This is a genomic window from Synechococcus sp. L2F (genome assembly GCF_024345695.1).
In the GTDB taxonomy this organism is placed as follows: Bacteria; Cyanobacteriota; Cyanobacteriia; order PCC-6307; family Cyanobiaceae; genus MW101C3.
Map to the genome: position 1 here is coordinate 298,628 of NZ_JAGQBP010000003.1, position 20,334 is coordinate 318,961.

Genomic DNA, 20,334 nt, shown 5'->3' on the forward strand with positions numbered 1-20,334 from the left:
ATCAATCAGTACCGGGCCCGCACCGACCGGCGCTTGGCACTGATCGGCGCTTGCTACTGATCGCCGGTTGGAACCGCCCAATCCGTCCAGGTCGTTGGCCGGCGGACGGGCCGATCCGGCCACAGGCGTTCAGGCCAGGATCGTCACCTTGTTGATCTTGGTGCCCTTGCGGATGGCGAGCACCACATCCAGATTCGCTGCCTGGCCAAACACGGTGTGAACCCCGTCGAGGTGCGGCTGGGCGTCGTGGCACAGGAAAAACTGGCTGCCGCCGGTGTTCTTGCCGGCGTGGGCCATCGAAAGGGTGCCGGCCTGGTGCTTGCGGCTGTTGATCTCACAGGGGATCTTGTAGCCGGGGCCACCGGTGCCGGGGGCGCCGGCGGCGCCGGGTCGGGTGTTGGGGCAGCCGCCCTGAGCCATGAAGCCATCGATGACGCGATGGAAGGCCAGGCCGTCATAGAAACCGGCTTCGGCCAGCTTCACGAAGTTGGCCACCGTTGCGGGGGCATCGGCGTCGAACAGCTCGAGTTCCACGATGCCGGCATCGGTCTCCATCTGGGCTTTGGTCACGGCAGGCTCGGGAAAAACGGACTTTATCCACTCTCAGGTAGAACAGTGCCCCACCCTCCGCTCGGGGATTCCCCCTCACCCCTGACGTCATGAGTGCCACCGCTCCCGCTCCCAACGGCTCCGGTCACGACCTGGGCGGTGCCCGGCTCGGCATCCTCGGCGGCAGTGGCCTCTACGCCATGGAAGGCCTGGAGGATGTGCGGGAACTCTCGCTCGACACCCCATTCGGAGCCCCTTCCGACAGCCTGCGGCTGGGCCGGCTCGGCGGCCTCGAGGTGGTGTTCCTGGCGCGCCACGGTCGCCATCACAGCCTCACCCCCACCGAGGTGCCCTACCGGGCCAACATCTGGGCCCTGCGTTCGCTCGGCGTGCGCTGGATTCTCTCCTGCTCGGCTGTCGGGTCACTGCAGGAGCCGCTGCGCCCGCTCGACATGCTGGTGCCGGATCAGTTCATCGATCGCACCCACCAACGACCGCTGAGCTTCTTCGGCAACGGCGCCGTGGCCCACGTGGGCATCGCCGATCCCTTCTGCCCCAGCCTCAGCCGCCTGCTGGCCGATGTGGCCGACAGCCTCATGCCGGCCGGCCGCCAGTTGCACCGCAGCGGCACCTACCTCTGCATGGAAGGCCCCGCCTTCTCCACCCGCGCTGAATCCAACCTCTACCGCAGCTGGGGCTGCTCGGTGATTGGCATGACGAACCACAGCGAGGCCCGCCTGGCGCGCGAGGCGGAGATCGCCTACGCCACCCTGGCCATGGTCACCGATTACGACTGCTGGCACAGCGACCATGACTCGGTGAGCGTGGAGCTGGTGATCCAGAACCTGCACGCCAATGCACAGCTGGCGCAGCAGGTGGTGAAGGTAGCGGCCGAGCGCATCGCTGCACAACGGCCCGCCAGCAGCGCCCACAGCGCCCTGCGCAATGCCCTGATGACGCCGATGGAGCGGGTGCCGGCTGAAACGCGCGAAAAGCTTGACCTGTTCACCGCTCCCTACTGGGGCCCCTTCGTGCCTGACGAAGCTGCCGCCTAGATCAGCCTGCCCTCCAAGGGCCGCCCCGGGCACTCAGTGGCTGAGCTGGGCGCCGAGGGCGGCCAGAGCAGGCCGCAGGTGACCGCCGGCCGCATCGAGTGCGGCCGCCGCCGCTGCGGCATCCAGATCGGTGACCGCCATCAGCAGGGCCCGCTTAACGGATCCGCCCGCTGCCTCGAGCAACTGGATGCCGCGCGGTCGCTCCACCCCGGCCAGATCCCGCAGGATGCGCAGGGCCCGGTCTTCCAGCTTGCTGTTGGTGACCGCCACATCCACCATGCGGTTGCCGTGCACCTTGCCCAGCTTCACCATCACGCCGGTGGAGAGGATGTTGAGGGCCATCTTGGTGGCGGTGCCGGCCTTGAGCCGGGTGGAGCCGGTCACCAGTTCAGGGCCGGTGAGCAGGCGGATGTCGATGTCGCAGGGCATCGGCGCCTGGGAGGTGGGCACACAGGCCATGCCGATCGTGAGGGCGCCGAGACGGCGCGCATGCAGGAGAGCGCCATGCACGTAGGGGGTGGTGCCCCCCGCGGCGATTCCCACAAGCGCGTCGTCGCTGCAGAAACCGCGGGCTTCCAGGTCGGTCTGCCCGGCTTCGGCGCGGTCTTCCAGTCCTTCGGAGCTGCGCAGCAGGGCCGGCGCCCCCCCGGCGAGCACCCCTTGCACGAGCTCGGGCGGGCTGCAGAAGGTGGGAGGGCACTCGGCGGCATCCAGCACACCCAGGCGGCCGGAGGTGCCGGCACCCAGGTAGAAGAGCCTGCCACCTGCGCGCAGCCGGGCCACGATCGCGTCAACGGCGGCGCTGAGCGCCGGTGCCGCTGCGGCCACCGCCAGCTGGGAGCAGCGCTCCTCTTCGCAGAACAGTTCAACAATGGCGCGGGTTTCCAGCTGATCCAGCGCACTGCTGGCGGGATTCGGCTGTTCGGTGAGCAGGTGACCGCGGTCACCTGCGGCCACGCCGAAGGCTGAAGACTGGCTCATAGCAAGCCTTCAAGCCGGCGCCGAAAGGCTTCCAGTTCATCGCTGGCCGCTGAGGCCTCGGCTTCGGGCACGCCGTCGTCGGTGGAGACCAGGCCGGCGGTGGTTTCTGCCGCACCGCTTGCTGCAGTGCTGGTCCCGCTGGCCTCCTCGTTCCAGTTGCTCACATCCATGTTGCGTTCCGGGGGCGAGATCCACAGCCGCTCCTCCGGCGACTGGGGCAGGAAGCCCGTTGGCACGAAGCGTGCCTCGTAGCCAGCCTGGGCGCAGAACAGCTCCATCTCCTCCCGCTCCAGCGCCTCTACCGAAGGCAGCGGGAAATCCTGCGCTTCCAGCAAGCCCGCGTAGCGCTCGGCGTCGTCGGGGTCTTCGAACAGCAGCACCACCGTGTGGCCGCCGAGTTCAAGCGAATGGATGCCTTCGTTGTCTGTGCCGGCGTCAAACAGCAACACATGGACCGTCATGGAGCGCTCCAACGCCATGGGGTCAGTGTCTCACCCCGCGCCAGTGGTCAGCTCAGGCACCGGTCAGCCGGCTTCTGCTTCCGCTTCGGCCTGCTCGGCCAGTTGCTCCAATCGCCGGTAGAGCGCTGCCTCGGCGTCATCGAGCTGCTCCGGCACGACGATCCGAATCTCCACCAGCTGGTCGCCACGCTGGCCACGGTGGGCGAGCCCCCTGCCCCGCAGCCGCAGCAGACGTCCGCTGGAGGATCCAGGCGGCACGGTGAGCTGCACATCGCCCTGCAGGGTGGGCACCACGGCACGGCAGCCGAGCGCGGCGGCGGGAGGGAAGAGATCCAGGGTGTAGAGCACACGCAGGCCATCGATGCGCAGACCCTCAGGCGTGCATACCCGCAGTTGGATGAAGTGGTCGGCCCCTCCGGGCGCCACCCCGGCCAGCCGCAGGCGCCAGCCGTCCCCGGCCAGCGGCGGGGTCCAGAGCTCCACAACGGTGCCGTCGGGCAGGGACAGTTCCAGTCGTTCCCCGGCCAGTGACTGCTCCGGGGTGAGCTCCACGGTGGTTTCCAGATCAGCGCTGGCCTGCACCGGCGGCGGAGACGCTGGCGCCTGGGTCACCCGCCCGCCGCCATGTTCGCGGCTGCGCCCGGCCGGCGCTGAAGCAGGCGCCGCGCTCGGTTCCGCCGACTCCTCGTCAGCGAGGTCGGTCGGGCCGTCCTCAGGCTCGTCGTCGTCGTCGCTGGCAGCCGTTGTGGTGCGACCGAACAGGGCCTCCAGGTACTCCTCGAATGCTGGGAAGCCACTGGCGAAGCGATCACGGCTGCCGCTCTGCGCCCCGCCGGCTTCCTGCCCCCGTTCCCAGGCCTGGCGACGCTTGGGGTCACTGAGCACCGCGTAGGCCTCATTGACTCGCTTGAAGCGTTCCTCGGCTACGGGATCGTTGCCATTGAGGTCGGGGTGCCAGCGGCGCGCCTGCTGGCGGAACGCCCGCTTGAGGGCAGCGGCGTCCGCACCGGGTTCAAGCCCCAGGGTCGCCCAGTAATCAATGGCCGCCGGGGGGGAGGCGCTGCGGGTCACCGAGGTCAGTCCTCCGACCAGGGGTCATCGGCGGCCGCTCTGACGCGGCGGGGCGGCGGTGCCGACGGCTCCTCATCGCTGGAGGGGCGGTAGCGGTTGTCATCGGCGAAGCTCTGGCGACCGCGGCTGGAGAGGTTGCGAGGGCTGGCGTCGTCAGCTGCTTCGCCATCCACGTCGCTGTAGCGGGGCGTGCCGTAGCTGGTGGTGGGATAAGAGGAGCTGCCATAGCTGGGGGGGCTGTAGCTCGGCGGCTTGTAGGTCGGCGAGCCGTAGCTGGGCGGCCCATAGTCAGTTGGGCCATAGGCCGCCGGAGCGTCGTAGGCGCTGCGGTTCAGCGGTGCGGAGTCCCAGGCCTCACGGCGCGGGCGATCGCGGCCGCCCGGGCGGTCCCAGTCGTCATCGTCGTCGGCGAACAGATCATCCTTGAGGGAGCCGAGCGTGTTCTTGAGGCCTTGCAGCGGCCCGGCCTCGCTCTTGCGTTCACTCACCAGCCGCCGGTTGAGCCCATAGAGGGCCTCCTGCAGCTGGCTCACGGCCAGATCCAGTTCCACCGGATCGTCGCCACCCACCAGCATCTGCACATCGCGGAGCGCCATCTCCACCGATCGCTGCTGCCGCTCCGCCCCATAGGGCCCCAGCTCCAGCGCCGCATCGCGCAGCCGCCGCTCGGCCTGGGCCACCAGCGTCTGGGCGCGGTTGCGGCGGTCCACCTCGGCCCGCTTGCGCCGGTCTTCCACCGCCTTGCGTTCCGCCTCCTCCAGCAGGGCGTTGATCTCGTCCTCGCTGAGGTTCGAGCCCCCCTGGATGCTGACGCTCTGCTGCCGGCCGGTGGTGCGGTCGGTGGCCGACACCTGCAGCAGCCCGTTGGCATCGATGTCGAAGGACACCTGCACCTGAGGCACACCACGGGGAGCGGGGGGGATGCCGGAGAGGCGGAAGCGGCCCAGTGATTTGTTGTCGGCCGCCATCTGCCTCTCGCCCTGCACCACGTGCACCTCCACCGCCGACTGGTTGGCCTCCGACGTGCTGAACACGTCGGAGCGGCGCACCGGGATCGCGGTGTTGCGCGGAATCAGCACCTTCATCACACCGCCGATCGTTTCCAGTCCCAGCGAGAGGGGGGTGACGTCGTTGAGCATCAGGTCGCGCAGTTCACCGGTGAGGATGCCGGCCTGCACTGCCGCGCCGATGGCGACCACCTCATCGGGATTCACCGACTGGCAGGGCTCACGCGGGATGAGGGTGCGCACCATGTCCTGCACCATCGGCATGCGGGTGGAGCCGCCCACCAGCACCACATCGTCGATCTCTTCGGCGGCCATGCCCGCATCCCGCAGGGCGCGCTGCACCGGCCGCAGCAGTCGGTCGAGCAGATCGGGGCAAAGCGCTTCGAACTGGCGGCGCTCCAGCACCACCTCGATGTGCAGTGGTCCTTCCGGACCGGTGGCGATGAACGGCAGGGACACCGGGGTGCTCGCCACCCCGGAGAGCTCCTGCTTCGCCTTCTCGGCCGCCTCGGTGAGGCGCTGCAGTGCCTGGCGGTCGCGGCGCAGGTCGATGCCGTTGCTGCTCAGGAAGCCGTCGGCGAGCCAGTCAACGATGCGGCGGTCCCAGTCGTTGCCCCCCAACTGGGTGTCGCCGCTGGTGGATTTGACGTCGAAGACCCCATTGGCGATGCGCAGCAGTGAGACGTCAAAGGTTCCGCCGCCGAGGTCGAACACCAGCACCCGCTTCACCAGGCTGCGATCGAAGCCATAGGCCAGGGCCGCCGCCGTGGGCTCATTGAGAATGCGCTCCACCGTGAGCCCCGCCAGGCGGCCGGCGTCGCGGGTGGCCTGCCGCTGGGCATCGTTGAAATAAGCAGGAACGGTGATCACCGCCGCTTCCACCGGTTCGCCGAGATAGGTGGCGGCATCGTCCACCAGCTTGCGCAGGATGCAGGCCAGCAGCTCTTCGGGCGCGTATTCCCGCTCGGTGGCAGGGCAGACAGCCCGCACGTTGCCCTGGTCGTTGGCACGCACGGTGTAGGGCACGGCCAGGCTGTCGTCGTCGAGCTCGTCCCAGCTGCGGCCCACGAAACGCTTCAGGTTGGCGAAGGTGTTGCGGGGATTCAGCACCAGCTGGCGCCGGGCCGGTTGGCCCACCAGCAGCTCCTGGTCACGGTTGAAGCCCACCACCGATGGGGTGGTCCGTGTGCCCTCGGCATTGGCGATCACCTGGGGACGGCCGCCCTCCAGAACCGCCACCACCGAGTTGGTGGTGCCCAGATCGATGCCGACGATCCGACCCATTGAGCCTCAAACTGAAGGACCAAACTACCGGCTTCCCTGTCGGGCGGCCGCTGCAACGCCTCCCGCTGGCCAGGTTCAAGAGTGGGTCTCAGCCCAGGACCCCGAACCTCTCCAACCCCGCTGAAGGCCCACGGCCAGGCCCATCTGGGGTTGTCGTTAACGCCCTCTTAGTGGAATTCAAGCAGTGGTCGGCACTAGTTTTTGGGTGGACGCTGAACCATTGAGTTGAACCGACCGTCCTCCCGCGCCCACGATCAATGACATCTGCGCCCCACAAAGATCAATTCACGTTGCGGCGCAGGCCAGCCTCAGATCGCCTGATCGACAGTGGTTTTCGCAACCTCACGATCGTACTTGCCTCCTTTGTTGCGATTACCCTGCTGGCGATTTTCGTCACTGTTTTCCAGGGTGCTAGGGAGGCGATGCATGAGTTTGGCCTCTCTTTCCTGACCACCTCCAGCTGGAACCCCGTCGACAACGAATATGGGGCGTTCACGGCCATTTATGGCACTTTGGTGTCTTCGATCATGGCGCTGGTGATTGCCGTCCCGCTCGGGATCGGTACCGCCATCTTCATCACTGAAAATCTCATTCCCCTGCGCTGGCGCGAGGTGATCGGGGTGATGGTGGAGCTGCTCGCCGCCATTCCCTCGGTGGTGCTGGGCTTGTGGGCCATCTTCGTGATGGAGCCGTTCGTGCGGCCCTTTCTGCAATTCATTTACGACACGCTGGGCTGGCTGCCGATCTTCAACTCTCCGCCCCAGGGGCCGGGCATGGCGCCGGCGATCATCATTCTGGTGGTGATGATTCTGCCGATCATCACGTCGATTTCAAGGGACGCCCTCAACCAGGTTCCCACGGAACTTCGCCAGGGGGCCTATGGGGTGGGCAGTACAAGGTGGGTGGCGATTCTCAACGTCATCCTTCCGGCCGCAGTGTCTTCGATCATGGGCGGGATCATGCTCGCGCTCGGACGGGCCATGGGCGAAACCATGGCCGTCACCATGATCATCGGCAACTCGAACAATTTCAGTTTTTCCTTGCTGGCACCCGGCAACACCATCGCTTCAATGCTGGCCAATCAGTTTGGCGAAGCCGATGGGGTGCAGGTTTCGGCACTTCTCTATGCCGCGTTGATTCTGATGGTGCTCACCTTGACGGTGAACATCATTGCGCAGTGGATCATCAAGAAACTCAGCCTTAAATACTGAATCCCATGACCACCGCCTTTCCTGCCGCTTCAAAGTCGCTTCGCTTCAACCCCTCCCTGAAGCGCAACCGGCTGGATCAATCTTTGACAGCCCTGGCTGGCTTGTTCAGCACCATTGCGGTGCTGCCCCTGGTGCTCGTTCTCCTCTATGTGTTGCTTCAGGGTGGACGCCTGATCAGCATCAGCCTGTTCACCCAGTTGCCGCCGGCACCGGGTCTGGAAGGAGGCGGCATCGGTAACGCCCTGATCGGCACCGTCACGGTGACGTTCATTGCCTCGCTGATCGCCATCCCGGTGGGTGTGGGTGGAGGGGTGTTCCTGGCCGAATACTCCAAGGGAGGCTGGTTTGCGCAGTTCATTCGCGTCGGCAACGACATTCTTGCCGGTGTTCCTTCGATCATCGCTGGTGTGTTCGTGTATGGCGCGATCGTGGCAACGCGGATCTTCTTCGGTCAGTCGTATTCAGCGGCGGCCGGCGGTATCGCTCTGGCGGTGCTGATGTTGCCGACGGTGATCAAAACCACCGATGAGGGTCTCAAGCTGGTTCCTCGCGAGCTCACATGGGGGGCCATCGGCGTGGGCGCCTCCAAGTTCGTGACCGTCACCCGCATCACCCTGCCCAGTGCCTTCACGCCGATTGCCACCGGGGTGGTTCTGGCAATCGCCAGGGCGGCCGGTGAAACCGCACCGCTGATCTTCACAGCCCTCTTCTCTCCCTTCTGGCCGGAGGGCCTCTTCAACCCGATCGCCACCATGTCGGTGTTGATCTTCAACTTTGCGATCATGCCGTTCGAGGCTCAGAACGAACTGGCCTGGGCCGCTTCGTTCGTGCTTGTGGTGATGATCCTCGCGGCGAATCTCTTTGCCCGCTGGCTGCGCCGCTTCGCCTCCAAGTAAGACGGCAAGGCCCCTTCCCCAACCTCACTTCGCCTTCGATCCCACCTCCACCTGATCCCATGACCTCGACTCTGCAAGCGACACCGGCCCCCAGCACCTGTCTGGCCCTTGAGGACGTCACGATCAGCTACGGCAGCTTCGAGGCGGTGCGGAACGTTCACATGGAGATTCCCGCTGGCAAGGTCACGGCCTTCATCGGACCCTCGGGTTGCGGCAAGTCCACCGTGTTGCGAGCCCTCAACCGCATGAACGATCTGATCGAGGGCTGTACGTTAAAGGGCCGGGTGGTGTTCGACTCCCAGGACATCTACGCCAAGGAGGTGGATCCGGTGGAAGTGAGGCGGCGCATCGGCATGGTGTTCCAGAAGCCGAACCCCTTCCCCAAATCGATCTACGAAAACATCGCCTTCGGTGCGCGGATCAACGGCTACAAGGGCGACATGGATGAGCTGGTGGAGCGCTCCCTGCGCAAGGCCTTCATCTGGGATGAAACCAAGGACAAGCTCAAGGAGAGCGGCAATGCCCTTTCCGGCGGTCAGCAGCAGCGTCTGTGCATCGCGCGCGCGATTGCGGTGGAGCCTGAGGTGATCCTGATGGACGAACCCTGCTCAGCGCTTGACCCGATCTCCACCTTGAAGATCGAGGAGTTGATGCACGAACTCAAAAAGTCCTTCTCGATCGTGATCGTTACCCACAACATGCAGCAGGCGGTTCGGGTCTCTGATCAGACCGCCTTCTTCAACGCAGAAGCCGTGGAAGGCGGCAGCGGCAAGGTGGGCTATCTGGTGGAGTTCAACGACACCGAGCGCATCTTCAACGCTCCGGTGCAACAGGCCACCCAGGACTATGTGACCGGCCGTTTCGGCTGATCAACACGCGGCTTCACTCCCTTGGTCTGCTGCCTGCACAGGCAGATTCACTCCCTTGGTTCGCGGCCTACCCGGTCGCGAACTGATCGGTGATTTTCATTTGAAATGAATGGTCTGGTTCAAGCAGCGCCTGATCAGTTGTGCGCCGCTGGGCCTCTCCCCGCAGCAACAAAAAAAGACCGGCGCTAGGGCCGGTCTTGGTGAATCTGGACGGAGAGGGAGGGATTCGAACCCTCGATAGAGTTGCCCCTATACAGCATTTCCAGTGCTGCGCCTTCGACCACTCGGCCACCTCTCCAGCGGCTGTCATGGGGCAGGTGGCAATGTAGCAGCAGGCCGTTTGTGGTTCACGTCAGGCGATGACCAAGCGTTTTCCGATCACGGTGCACTGGCGCCAGCAGAACAGGGTGATCCGGCTGGATGTACCGGAGGGGGAGTACGTGCTGCGCAGCTTTGAGCAGCAGGGCCAGCCGCTCCCGTTCAGCTGCCGCAATGGCTGCTGCACGGCCTGCGCCGTGCGCGTGCTCTCGGGTGAGATCGATCAGCGCGAAGCGCTCGGCCTCTCGCAGGAGCTGCGCAAGCGCGGCTATGGCCTGCTCTGCGTGGCCCGCGCCACCGGTCCCCTGGAGGTGGAAACCCAGGATGAGGATGAGGTCTACGACCTGCAGTTCGGCCGCCACTTCGGACGTGGCCGCATTCGCCCCGGCCTGCCGATCGAAGAGGAGTGAGCCCCCAGCCATGCCCCTTCAGCCATAAACGCCCAGCCATGACTCCCCAGCCATGACCATCAGCCTCCAGCCACCGGCCGCCGGCCATCCCTGTCTTTCCCAGCAGGCTCTGCAGGCCTCTGGCCTCAGCGCTGGGGACCTGGAGCGTCTGGCCGGGGTGGCCCGCCGGGCTGCCGCCGCCGGTGGCGCCGAGCTCACGCGTCATTTCGGCAAGCTGCGCCAGATCCGGGAGAAGGGCCGAGCCGGGGATCTGGTCACTGAGGCCGACCTGGCGGCTGAGCAGGCGGTGCTCGCTGTGCTCGCCGCCGAGAGTGCAGGTGTGGCCGTGCTTGCGGAAGAGAGCGGCCGCAGTGCCACCCGCTCCGACCTGGAGTGGTGCGTGGACCCGCTCGATGGCACCACCAACTTCGCCCACTCCTTCCCGCTGTTCGCCACCTCGGTGGGTCTCACCTGGCGGGGCACGCCGCTGCTGGGGGCAATCGAAGTGCCGGCCCTGGCGGAGCACTACTGGGCGGCGCCTGGCCTGGGCGCCTGGTGCAACGACCAGCCGATCCAGGTGAGCGGCTGCACCGAGCTCTCCGCCTCACTGCTGGTCACCGGTTTCGCCTACGACCGCACCACCCAGCCCGACACCAACTACACCGAGTTCTGCTGGTTCACCCACCGCAGCCATGGGGTGCGCCGCGGCGGGGCTGCCGCCGTGGATCTGGCCTTCGTGGCGGCCGGCCGACTCGATGGTTACTGGGAGCGCGGCCTTTCCCCGTGGGATCTGGCCGCCGGCGTGGTGCTGGTGGAGCAGGCGGGAGGCATCGTCAGTGCCTACGACGGCACGCCGTTGGTGCTGGCCGACGGGCGGCTGATCGCCACCACCCCCGGCCTGCATCGCGCCTTGATGGATGGGTTGGCCCAGTGCCGGCCGTTGCCAGGCGCGTTGTTCGGCGCCCCTGAGCTCTGAGCAGGCCCCACGCCGCTCCATAGGATCCAGCCGCTCCCCTTCACTTTCCTCTGATTTCCCATGGCCCTGCAACCCGCCGCCGGCGCCAGGGATCTCAATCCCGTCCAGGTGGGCGGCAACCGCCGCCTGCGCGAGCGTCTGGCGGAGGTTTATCGGCTCTGGGGATACCAGGAAGTGGCGCCCCCGTCGGTGGAACGGCTCGACACGCTGCAGGCCGGCGGCGGCATCGCCGAGCAGGACGTGGTGCGCCTCGCGGCGGAAGAACCGCTGGGCCTGCGGCCTGAGTTCACGGCCTCAATCGCCCGGGCGGCCTCCACCCGCATGGCTGCGCGCCCACGGCCGCTGCGTCTGTGGGCGGAAGGGCCCACCTTCCGCGCCCTCGTGGGTGATGCGGGCGGGCAACGCATCAGTGAGCAACTGCAGAGCGGTGTGGAGCTGCTCGGGGTGCCCACGGCCTCCGCCGATGTGGAGCTGATCCGCCTGCTGCTGGCCTGCACCGAAACGATCGGGTTGGAGCCCAGCCACGAACCCCAGCTGCTGGTGGGCCACCACGGGCTGCTCAGCACCTTGCTCGAACGCTTGCCTTCCCAGCACCGCACTGCCTGTCGCCGTGCCCTCACGGGCTTCGATCCGCTGGCCCTGGCTGCCATTCCGCTGGAGCCTGCGGAACAGGCGCAGCTGCAGGCCCTGCTGCGCCTGCGCGGCGAACCGGCCTGGGTGCTGAAGGAATTGGAGCGGCACCTGGGGTCCAGCCCCCTGCTGACGGAGCTGGCCACCACGCTGGAGCTGGTGCGCCCAGCGGCCGAGCGCCTTGGGGTGCAACTGCAGCTGGATCCCAGCTTCCAGCCCCACTTCGATCTCTACGACGGCATCGTGCTCAAGCTGGTGTGTCGCGGTGCGGCGGCACCGGTGGATGTGGCCAGCGGCGGCCGCTACGACGCCCTGGTGGGTCGCTTCTGCGCCGATGCGGCCCTGGCCGCCGGTGTGGGTTTCGCCTTTTCGATCGAAGACATCCGCGAGCTGCTCAACGGCACCCCCGGCAACAAGGAAGCGACCAGGCTGGCGGAGCGCCCGCTGCTGGTGGCCTACAGCCACCCCGACGGACTCGCTTCTGCCCTGGAACGGCTCGATCAGCTCCATGCTCAGGGCCGCGCTGCCGAGCTGCTGCCGGAGCCGCTCGGCTCGCACGCTGAGGCGGAGGCGGTCGCCTTCAGCCGCGACAGCCAAGGGCTGGAGTGGCTTGGCTGAGCCGGAGCAGAGCCTGGCGGATTTCTAGGATCGCGCCACGCTTGCGCCCGCCCCGTCATGGCCCACACGATCCTCACCGATGTCTGCGAGGGCGTGGCCGATTGCGTGGATGCCTGTCCCGTGGCCTGCATCAAGCCGGGCTCGGGAGCCAACAGCAAAGGCACCCCCTTTTACTGGATCGAATTCGACACCTGCATCGACTGCGGCATCTGCCTGCAGGTGTGCCCGGTGGAGGGGGCGATCGTTCCGGAGGAGCGGCCGGCCGAGCAGCGTCGCAGCTGAGGTGTCACCCTCCCGCCACCGGCATCCGCTCTGGACGCGGGCCTTCCACGGGTTCAACCTGGTGGTGTTTCTGGTTATGGCTGCCAGCGGTCTGCAGATTTACAACGCCCATCCCGTGTTCGGTGGTCGTGGCGGCGCCACCGTGCCGGAGCTGTTCACCCTGGGCGGTTGGCTGGCCGGCGGCCGCGACTGGCACTTCGGCTTCATGGGCCTCTGCGCCTTGAACCTTGGACTCTGGATCGCCCTGCTGATCCAGCGGCGCCGCGACCGGCTGGCGCAGAGCAGCGATCTGGCCACGCTGAACGCGAGTTCGAATCTGGCCAGGCGACGCCTGGCGGCGCATCGCCTGATCTACACCTTGATGCTTGTTCTGCTGGCCTTTGCGCTGATGACGGGCCTGGCGATGTACAAGCCGGCTCAGTTCTGGTGGCTGTCGGGCTTGTTCAGCTTCGGGGAACTGTTCGGTGCCACCAGCTGGCACACCTTGCGTGTGGCTCACCTGGCCACGATTCCCGCCATCGCTATCCTCACCCTGGCCCATGCCACCCTCTCCTGGCGCGTCGGAGGATGGCGGCTCTGGCGCTCCATGCTCGCTTGACACCGCAGAGCCCCTGGCTGACCCGCCGGCAATTGCTAGGCCTGGGTTACAGCGGTGGGGCTTCTTTGCTGCTGGGCGGGTGCGCTCTCAATCGCTTCAGCGAGCAGGTGGGAAAGGCTACGCAGCCGTTGAACGAGCGTCTTGAAGCGTTGCTGCAGGGGAAGGGCAAGGTGCCCGAGTTTCGCCGGGATCAGGTGGATCCGGCGGCGCTGCTGGTGAACAGCTTCAACGGTGTGCCGCGGCTGGATCCTGCGCGCTACCGCTTGCGCGTGGATGGGCTGGTGCGCCAGCCGCTGACAATGAGTCTGGCCGATCTGGCCGCTCTGCCCCAGCACGAGATCACCATCCGCCATGTGTGCGTGGAGGGTTGGGCGGCGATCGTGTGCTGGTCGGGGGTGCGCCTCGCCGATGTGCTGGCACTGGCTGGATTTTCCAGCCTGGGCGGCTACGTGGCGATCGAATCCGCCGATCAGTTCTTCACCACCTGGGACATCGCTTCCGCGCTGCATCCCCAGACCCTGCTGGCCACCGGCATGAACGGTGCGCCGCTACCGGTGGCCAATGGTGCCCCCCTGCGCCTCGCCTCGCCGATCAAGCTGGGCTACAAGCTCAGTAAATGGGTGACGGGGCTTGAGGTGATCAGCTCACTCGACCCGTTGCGGCGTGGCACCTGGGAAGACAACGGCTACGAGTGGTTTGCCGGGCTTTGAGCGGAATTGAGCAACGAACTCCGCCCTCATGCGCCGAGGTGTGTATTCCCACCAGGGCATTCAGCATGCGCTCAGAGCGATGCCTGAGCTGCTGAGTGGGCTGTTGCTGTTGAGTGCGTGGCCACACGTGCGGTTGGAGCTAAAGACGGCTGATGCACCAACGACTGGCAATGGACCCGATCCGACGGCAGCGAAAGAATCTTTATCAGCTTGCCATCTGTCCGGACCATCCATGCTCCTATCCGCAGGGATGTTGCTCTGTATCCCCCCAGATGGCTCGATGCTGCGCGTAAGGCCCCGCGCTCATCCCATGCCAGGCAAGAAGGAATCAGATCCCCGTTGGCTTGTGGCCGGTGAAAGCAATCTCAGCGCTGAGGACTATCCCCCCCTTCCAAGGTCCATCCGGCTGTCCACTTCATCCGTTCAGATGGCCATCGCTGGCGGCTGACCATCCCTGCTCCAAGGCGTCGCCTGGTGCTGCTGGGCTCCGCATGGCAGCGCAACCGGCAGGCCGCCACAGCGTGCCCAAGGGGTAGGCGCAAGCACCCATGCAAGGCGCGGCCAGGACCTGGACCTGCACTGGTGTCTCCCCCTCCATGCGCTTGGCACGCGTCCATGGCGCCCGCGCCGCCCGCGATGCCCTTGCCACCACACCGGGTGTTCGGAGACCCCTCCCTGCCACGGCTTGAGCCCGTCCAGGGGGATCCCTAAGGTCGCGTCAGTGACTCAACTGCCATGACGGTGCTGGAACAGGGCCAGATTCAGATCCACACCGAGAACATCTTTCCGATCATCAAGAAGGCCGTGTATTCCGGCCATGAGGTGTTCCTGCGGGAGCTGGTGAGCAATGGGGTGGATGCCATCAGCAAGCGCCGCATGGCAGCGATGGCTGGAGATTGCAGCGAGGGTGAGGAAGGCCGGATTCAGATCCGCATCGATCGCGAAGCCAAGACCCTCACCATCAGCGACAACGGCATCGGCATGACGGCCGATGAGGTGAAGCGCTACATCAACCAGGTGGCCTTCTCCAGCGCCGAGGAGTTCCTGGAGAAATACAAACGGGAAGACGACGCCATCATCGGCCATTTTGGCCTTGGCTTCTACTCCAGCTTCATGGTGGCGGCAAAGGTGGAGCTGGTGAGCCTGAGCGCACGCCCCGAATCCGAGGCTGTGCGCTGGAGCTGCGACGGCTCCCCCAACTTCAGCCTCGAATCGGGTGACCGCGCCGAGCCTGGCACCGATGTGATCCTGCACCTGCAGGAGGAGGAGATGGAATACATCGAGCCATCCCGCATTCGCTCGCTGATCACCACCTACTGCGATTTCCTGCCGGTGGAAGTGCAGTTGGAAGGCGAAACGGTCAACAAGCGGCAGGCACCGTGGCGCCAGAGCGCCCGCGACCTCACCGAGAACGACTACATCGAGCTCTACCGCTATCTCTACCCCTTCCAGGGTGATCCCCTGCTCTGGGTTCACCTCAACACCGACTACCCCTACAACCTTCAAGGCATTCTCTACTTCCCCAAACTCACAGGCCGGGGCGATTGGGAGAAAGGCGAAATTCGCCTGTACTGCAACCAGGTGTTCGTCAGCGATTCGATCAAAGAGGTGGTGCCCCGCTACCTGCTGCCGCTGCGCGGCGTGATCGACTCTCCCGACATCCCCCTCAACGTCAGCCGCTCCGCTCTGCAGACCGACCGGCGCGTGCGCTCGATCGGTGGCTTTGTGGCCAAGAAGGTGGGTGACCGGCTCAAGCAGCTCCAGAAGGACGAACCGACCCGCTACGCCGAGATCTGGGAGGGCATCGCTCCCTTCATCAAGATCGGCGCCATGGAAGACGACAAGTTCGCCGAGCAGGTGGCCGATCTGGTGCTGTTCGGCACCACGGCCGCTGCCGCCGACCCCGAGCCGATCGCCGTGGGCGGTAAGGCGTTCACCACCCTCGCCGCCTACCGCAGCCGGCTGGCTCCTGAGAACGACAAGCGCATCCTCTATTGCACCGATGAGGCCGGCCAGGCCGGAGCTCTGGCCCTCTGGCAAAGCCAGGGCGCCGAGGTGCTCCTGGCCGATGCCCTGATCGATGCCCAGTTCATCCCCTGGCTGGAGGCACGCCACGAGGAGCTCACCTTCAACCGCGTTGACGCCGAACTCGACGACAGCCTCCAGGAGAAGGAGAGCGAGCTCACCGATTCCCAGGGGAAGGACAGCTCCGAGCAGCTGCGCAGTCTGTTCAAGCAGGCCCTCGCCAACGACAAGGTGACCATCCAGGTGCAGGCCCTCAAGGGGGACAACGCCCCAGCCGCCTTGATCCTGTTGCCGGAGCAGATGCGGCGCATCAATGACATGGGCGCCTTCATGGAGCAACGTCTGCCCGGCCTGCCCGACCACCACGTGCTGCTGATCAACCGCCGCCATGCCCTGGTGGAGGGGCTGCTGAAGCTGTCCGCCGGCGCCGTGATCACCGGTGGCGGCAGCTCCCCCAGCCAGCAGCTCGCCGACGACCTCAGCCGTCACATCTACGAGCTGGCCCGCCTTTCGGTGGGAGGCCTTGAACCCAACGAGCTGGCGGGCTTCCAGCAGCGCAGTTCCAACCTGATGGGTCGCCTCATGGAGCGGGGCCTCTGAGGCCTCGCCTCCCCTTTGCTAGATTCGCCCCTTCGGGCCAGGCCCGTTTGTCATTTTCAGCAGCTGAACGTCATGTCCCGGGTTTGCCAACTCACCGGTAAGCGTGCCAACAACGGCATGGCGGTCAGCCATTCCCACGTGCGCACCAAGAAGCTCCAGCAGGTGAATCTGCAGGAGCGTCGCCTGTGGTGGGCTGAAGGCAACCGCTGGGTGAAGCTGCGCGTGGCCACCCGCACCCTTCGCACCATCCAGAAGAAGGGTCTGGGCGCCTACGCCCGCGAACTGGGCATCAACCTGGCCAAAATCTGAGCCGGTACGTTCCGGTTCGGTGAAGCGTCGACGACTCCTGCAGGGTTCCGCCCTGTTTGTATCCGCATGGCTGGCCCGACCGCGTGCGGCCACAGCGATGGGTGGAACCCTTCCGGAGCTCGACCGTCCAGCTCCTTCGTTTCGTTTGCCGGCCTTCACGGCCGATCAGCTGGAACCCACCACCCTCGGGCTTGAAGATTTCCGCGGCCACTGGCTCGCGCTCTACTTCTATCCCAAGGATTTCACCGGCGGTTGCACGCTGGAAGCGAGAGGCTTTCAGAACGATCTGGCCCGCTTCCACAGCCTTCAGGCTGAGGTGGTGGGCATCAGCGCCGATGCACTCGATGATCACGCCGCCTTCTGCGACAGCGAGGGACTGGCCTTTCCGCTGCTTTCCGACCCCGGCGGCAAGGTGAGCCAGCGTTACGGCTCCTGGCTGCCGCCCTTTTCCCAGCGTCACACGTTCCTGATCGATCCTGAAGGGATACTGCGGACCCGCTGGGTGGCCGTGCGGCCCAGCGGCCACAGCAAGGAAGTGCTTGATGAACTCGAGCGCCTTCGCGGGCTATCCAGCGGTTCGCTTACCACCTGATGGCGGGGGGGACCTGCTGCACTTGCGGCAGCGAGCATGGGGTGAGCGTTCTGCTGCGTGCATCTGGTGAGAGGGACGCAGAGTGCCTCTGCTGCACCCTGGCACGTTGTACGTGCCATCCCGCCGTGCCAAGACCTCAACATTCGGTTGACGTGAGGCTCAGGAAACAGCAGCGTTCTGCTGCACCCCGATTCTCTCTCCGTGCCTGAGAGCCTCGCCCTGATCACTGCGATCGTCGTTCCGTTCATCTTCAAGCTGGTGGGCGCTGTTGCCCTCTGGATTGCCGGCGGCTGGCTCATCACCCTGGCCGTGCGCCTGTTGCGCAGCTCTCTGCGCCACAGCAGCCTCGACGCGACGGTGGTGTCTTACCTGCTCAACATCCTCGCGGCAGTGCTGCGGGTGATCCTGGTGGTGGCCATCCTTGGCTTCTTCGGCATTGAAACGGCCAGCTTCGCCGCCCTGCTGGCCGGTGCAGGCGTGGCCATCGGCGCGGCCTGGAGCGGCATGCTGGGCAATTTCGCCGCCGGGGTGTTCCTGCAGGTCTTCCGCCCCTTCAGCGTGGGCGATTTCATCACTGCCGCCGGCGTCACCGGCACCGTGGAGGAAATCGGCATGTTCGTGAGCTCGGTGCTCTCTCCCGATAATGTCCGCAATATCATTCCCAACGGCAAGCTCTTCAGCGACAACATCCAGAACTATTCCGTGCATCCGTTCCGGCGGGTGGAACTGGTGGCCCAGCTCGACAACAGCGCCGATGTGGCCCGTGCCGTGGCCCTGCTCAAGGAGGGCATCAAGAGCGTTCCCAACCAGTACGACGGCATGCCGGCAGATGTGGAGGTGCTGGAGTTCACCGAGCGCGGCCCGAAACTTGCCGTTCGCCCTTACACCCATACGGACAACTACTGGCAGGTGTACTTCGACACCAACCGCATGATCGTGGATGTGCTGGGCAGCAATGGCTTCCCGGTGCCGCGCATCCCGCTGGCGATGGCCGCTCCTGCCAGCAACTAGAAGGCTGCGGTCACTGGCCGCTGACCACCGTCCGCGGCCAGGTTCACGGCTTGTCGAAGAAGCCGAGCGTGCTCAGCCAGTAGGCCATCGCCCCCAGCGGGATCAGCACGCTGAGCAGGATCTGCAGTTTCACGCGGTCCATCGGAGAGGGGCAAAGGTCACCGGCTTGCTAGTCAAACCACCCGCCAAGCCGGCCGCGAGCCACAGACGGCAAACAGCTGCGCTTCGAGCCGGATCCTGCCAACAATTCCGTTGCCAGCCGGATGTGTCAGCACTTCTGATGCGTGCCGCGGGGCCGTCGTCCTTCGGTTCTGCGAGCCGAAGCCGGTGGTCAGCCCAGCTGCTGATGCAGCAACGCAGCGTGAACTGCCGTTTGCTGGCGCAACTGCTCAATGGTGGCTCCTGCCGGGGGAATCTCGGCAGCGCTCAGCCAGCTCTGCGCCAGGGGTCCTGCCTGGTGCGCCGCCAGGGCCGTTGCCTCCAGATCGAAGCAGGGGCAGGCGAGAGCATCAGCGGCCCTCCTCACCTTGGGGTCGTAGCTGAGTGCTGCGCAGGGGGCTCCTGCCAGGGCAGCCAGGATCAGGCCATGCAGCCGCATCGACACCACCAGCGCGGCCCCATGGAACTGCTCGCAGGCCTCCTCTGGAGTCCTCACCTGCAGCTCCCGGCTGCGGGCCTCAAGCCCCTGCGACAACAGGCTCCTCTCCTTCAACTCCTGCAGCAAGCCCGTGTCCTGCTCCCGGTGGAAGGGCAGCCAGTGCACCGGCCGGTCCAGGCGGCGCGCCACCTGGTCAAGGGCCTGCAGCAGCACAGCCCAGCCGCTGTCATTGAGCAGCCTGGTGGGGCGCCAGCAGAGCACGATCGGTCCGCCCGGCCCCTGCCAGCACTGAGCCGGCAACGACCACACCGGATCACTGCCCACTGGCGCCTGCACGCCCCACTCAGCAGCCAGGGCCGCTGAACCGGCATCCCGCCAGGTGATCCCCTGCACCAGAGGCAGCAGGCGCTGCACCAGCAGGCGGCTGCGGCGGCGGCGCAGTGGGCCCAGCCCCTGTCCCCAAAGCAGCACCGGCAGGCCAGCCAGGCGCGCCCGCAGGATCAGTCCCGTGTAATAGATCAGGCTGCCGAAGCTGGTGACGTCCTGCAGCAGGCTGCCGCCACCCAGCACCAGCGCATCGCAGCCACCCAGGGCCTGTAACACCGACGCCAGGCGCCGACGGTCCACGGTGCGCACCCCGAAGCAGCGCTCCACCTCCTCGCGATCGAATGCGGTCACGAGTGGATCGCATCCCGCTGGCAGCTGCGCCAGCAAGGCGGTGAGCAGGGCGTCGTCGCCGAGGTTGTGCTCGCCGTAGTAGCCGCAGAGCAGAGGACGGTTCGGCATCAGGGGGTCGGCATCAGTCGGGCTGCCAGTGACGTGGCAGGCAGGGGCGCGGCAGGCAGGGGCGAGATCGGAACTGCCAACGCTGGCATGGTCGCAGCGGGCTCCTTCATGATGAGGCCACTCAAGCGGACGCTCCGATGCACGCGCTCTCGCTGCCCACCTGGTGGATCCACATCGCCTCGGTGCTGGAGTGGATGCTCGCCATCGCAGCGATCGTGCGCTGGGGGGAACGGCGCCATGAACCGCAGTGGCGCTGGCTGGCCCTGGCCATGCTGCCTGCCCTTGTGAGCGCCATGGCGGCCTGCACCTGGCACCTGTTCGACAACACCGAAGCTCTGCGTGGCCTGGTGGTGTTTCAGGCCTTCACCACCTTGGTCGGCAACATCGCACTGGCGGTAGCTGGCTGGCAGTTGCTGCCGTCTCCGCGTCAGGCCTGACGGAGATCATGCCGCTTCTTGTCATTCCGTTGTCTGTCATCGCTCTGCTCACTGCTCCCCTCCACTCCATC

Annotated in this window: 21 protein-coding genes and 1 tRNA gene; 15 read left to right on the plus strand and 7 right to left on the minus strand. The window is 66.1% G+C overall.

Annotated features, from left to right (window positions below; all coding sequences use genetic code 11):
• Positions 1–129: 129 nt before the first annotated feature.
• Entirely contained in the window at positions 130–570 is a 441-nt protein-coding gene (locus tag KBZ19_RS10560) for a peptidylprolyl isomerase (RefSeq protein ID WP_255100897.1), read from the minus strand.
• Between the two features lie 89 nt (positions 571–659).
• On the opposite strand from KBZ19_RS10560, the gene KBZ19_RS10565 reads away from it, so the two are divergent.
• On the plus strand, positions 660–1,604 hold the full coding sequence (locus KBZ19_RS10565) for an S-methyl-5'-thioadenosine phosphorylase (protein ID WP_255100898.1): 945 nt from the start codon (positions 660–662) through the stop codon (positions 1,602–1,604).
• Between the two features lie 33 nt (positions 1,605–1,637).
• Here KBZ19_RS10565 and murQ read toward each other — a convergent pair whose 3' ends face one another.
• The 4 genes from murQ to dnaK all read right to left on the minus strand — a co-directional run bounded on the left by murQ (position 1,638) and on the right by dnaK (position 6,408).
• The gene (gene murQ, locus KBZ19_RS10570) at positions 1,638–2,585 is read right to left on the minus strand and encodes an N-acetylmuramic acid 6-phosphate etherase (RefSeq protein ID WP_094510479.1); all 948 of its coding nucleotides are present in this window, start codon (positions 2,583–2,585) and stop codon (positions 1,638–1,640) included.
• Positions 2,582–3,046: a DUF3110 domain-containing protein gene (locus KBZ19_RS10575; protein WP_094510480.1), complete on the minus strand. Its 465-nt coding sequence runs from the start codon at positions 3,044–3,046 to the stop codon at positions 2,582–2,584. Before KBZ19_RS10575 ends, murQ begins: the two co-directional genes overlap by 4 nt.
• 63 nt (positions 3,047–3,109) lie before the next feature.
• Positions 3,110–4,117: a DnaJ domain-containing protein gene (locus KBZ19_RS10580; RefSeq protein WP_255100899.1), complete on the minus strand. Its 1,008-nt coding sequence runs from the start codon at positions 4,115–4,117 to the stop codon at positions 3,110–3,112.
• Between the two features lie 5 nt (positions 4,118–4,122).
• Positions 4,123–6,408: a molecular chaperone DnaK gene (gene dnaK, locus KBZ19_RS10585; protein WP_255100900.1), complete on the minus strand. Its 2,286-nt coding sequence runs from the start codon at positions 6,406–6,408 to the stop codon at positions 4,123–4,125.
• Positions 6,409–6,665: 257 nt separating this feature from the next.
• Here dnaK and pstC point away from each other — a divergent pair, with 257 nt between their 5' ends.
• The 3 genes from pstC to pstB are packed head-to-tail and all read left to right on the plus strand — an operon-like array spanning position 6,666 to position 9,384.
• Positions 6,666–7,619 (plus strand): phosphate ABC transporter permease subunit PstC, encoded by a 954-nt coding sequence (gene pstC / locus KBZ19_RS10590; RefSeq protein WP_255100901.1) that lies wholly within the window; start codon positions 6,666–6,668, stop codon positions 7,617–7,619.
• A 5-nt stretch (positions 7,620–7,624) separates the two neighbouring features.
• The gene (pstA, locus tag KBZ19_RS10595) at positions 7,625–8,515 is read left to right on the plus strand and encodes a phosphate ABC transporter permease PstA (RefSeq protein WP_094510484.1); all 891 of its coding nucleotides are present in this window, start codon (positions 7,625–7,627) and stop codon (positions 8,513–8,515) included.
• Between the two features lie 59 nt (positions 8,516–8,574).
• Entirely contained in the window at positions 8,575–9,384 is an 810-nt protein-coding gene (pstB, locus tag KBZ19_RS10600; RefSeq protein ID WP_094510485.1) for a phosphate ABC transporter ATP-binding protein PstB, read from the plus strand.
• A 211-nt stretch (positions 9,385–9,595) separates the two neighbouring features.
• Here pstB and KBZ19_RS10605 read toward each other — a convergent pair.
• Positions 9,596–9,682 (minus strand) — tRNA-Ser (locus KBZ19_RS10605).
• 61 nt (positions 9,683–9,743) lie between these two features.
• Between KBZ19_RS10605 and KBZ19_RS10610 the strand changes: the two genes are divergently transcribed.
• The 10 genes from KBZ19_RS10610 (at position 9,744) to KBZ19_RS10655 (ending at position 18,442) form a co-directional block, all read left to right on the plus strand.
• Positions 9,744–10,112, plus strand: a complete 369-nt coding sequence (locus KBZ19_RS10610) for a 2Fe-2S iron-sulfur cluster-binding protein (RefSeq protein ID WP_255100902.1) — start codon at positions 9,744–9,746, stop codon at positions 10,110–10,112.
• Positions 10,113–10,164: 52 nt separating this feature from the next.
• The gene (locus KBZ19_RS10615; RefSeq protein WP_255100903.1) at positions 10,165–11,067 is read left to right on the plus strand and encodes an inositol monophosphatase family protein; all 903 of its coding nucleotides are present in this window, start codon (positions 10,165–10,167) and stop codon (positions 11,065–11,067) included.
• 60 nt (positions 11,068–11,127) lie between these two features.
• Positions 11,128–12,315 carry an ATP phosphoribosyltransferase regulatory subunit gene (locus tag KBZ19_RS10620; protein ID WP_094510488.1) on the plus strand — a complete coding sequence of 396 codons (1,188 nt, stop codon included), beginning with the start codon at positions 11,128–11,130 and terminating at the stop codon, positions 12,313–12,315.
• Between the two features lie 57 nt (positions 12,316–12,372).
• Positions 12,373–12,597, plus strand: coding sequence for a ferredoxin family protein (locus KBZ19_RS10625; protein ID WP_094510489.1), 225 nt, complete (start codon positions 12,373–12,375; stop codon positions 12,595–12,597).
• 1 nt (position 12,598) lies between these two features.
• Positions 12,599–13,195 carry a cytochrome b/b6 domain-containing protein gene (locus tag KBZ19_RS10630; protein ID WP_255100904.1) on the plus strand — a complete coding sequence of 199 codons (597 nt, stop codon included), beginning with the start codon at positions 12,599–12,601 and terminating at the stop codon, positions 13,193–13,195.
• A 128-nt stretch (positions 13,196–13,323) separates the two neighbouring features.
• Complete coding sequence (locus tag KBZ19_RS10635; RefSeq protein WP_255100905.1) at positions 13,324–13,905, plus strand: molybdopterin-dependent oxidoreductase; 582 nt, start codon at positions 13,324–13,326, stop codon at positions 13,903–13,905.
• A gap of 735 nt (positions 13,906–14,640) precedes the next feature.
• A complete protein-coding gene (gene htpG / locus KBZ19_RS10640; RefSeq protein WP_094510492.1) occupies positions 14,641–16,530 on the plus strand; it encodes a molecular chaperone HtpG in 1,890 nt (629 codons plus the stop codon).
• Positions 16,531–16,602: 72 nt separating this feature from the next.
• On the plus strand, positions 16,603–16,839 hold the full coding sequence (rpmB, locus tag KBZ19_RS10645; protein ID WP_094510493.1) for a 50S ribosomal protein L28: 237 nt from the start codon (positions 16,603–16,605) through the stop codon (positions 16,837–16,839).
• 19 nt (positions 16,840–16,858) lie between these two features.
• Positions 16,859–17,431 carry a peroxiredoxin gene (locus tag KBZ19_RS10650; RefSeq protein ID WP_399220141.1) on the plus strand — a complete coding sequence of 191 codons (573 nt, stop codon included), beginning with the start codon at positions 16,859–16,861 and terminating at the stop codon, positions 17,429–17,431.
• Positions 17,432–17,632: 201 nt separating this feature from the next.
• A complete protein-coding gene (locus KBZ19_RS10655) occupies positions 17,633–18,442 on the plus strand; it encodes a mechanosensitive ion channel family protein (protein ID WP_094510495.1) in 810 nt (269 codons plus the stop codon).
• Positions 18,443–18,773: 331 nt separating this feature from the next.
• Here KBZ19_RS10655 and csaB read toward each other — a convergent pair whose 3' ends face one another.
• On the minus strand, positions 18,774–19,826 hold the full coding sequence (csaB, locus tag KBZ19_RS10660) for a polysaccharide pyruvyl transferase CsaB (protein WP_255100907.1): 1,053 nt from the start codon (positions 19,824–19,826) through the stop codon (positions 18,774–18,776).
• Positions 19,827–19,963: 137 nt separating this feature from the next.
• On the opposite strand from csaB, the gene KBZ19_RS10665 reads away from it, so the two are divergent.
• Entirely contained in the window at positions 19,964–20,263 is a 300-nt protein-coding gene (locus KBZ19_RS10665) for a DUF2499 domain-containing protein (protein WP_255100908.1), read from the plus strand.
• Positions 20,264–20,334: the final 71 nt, after the last annotated feature.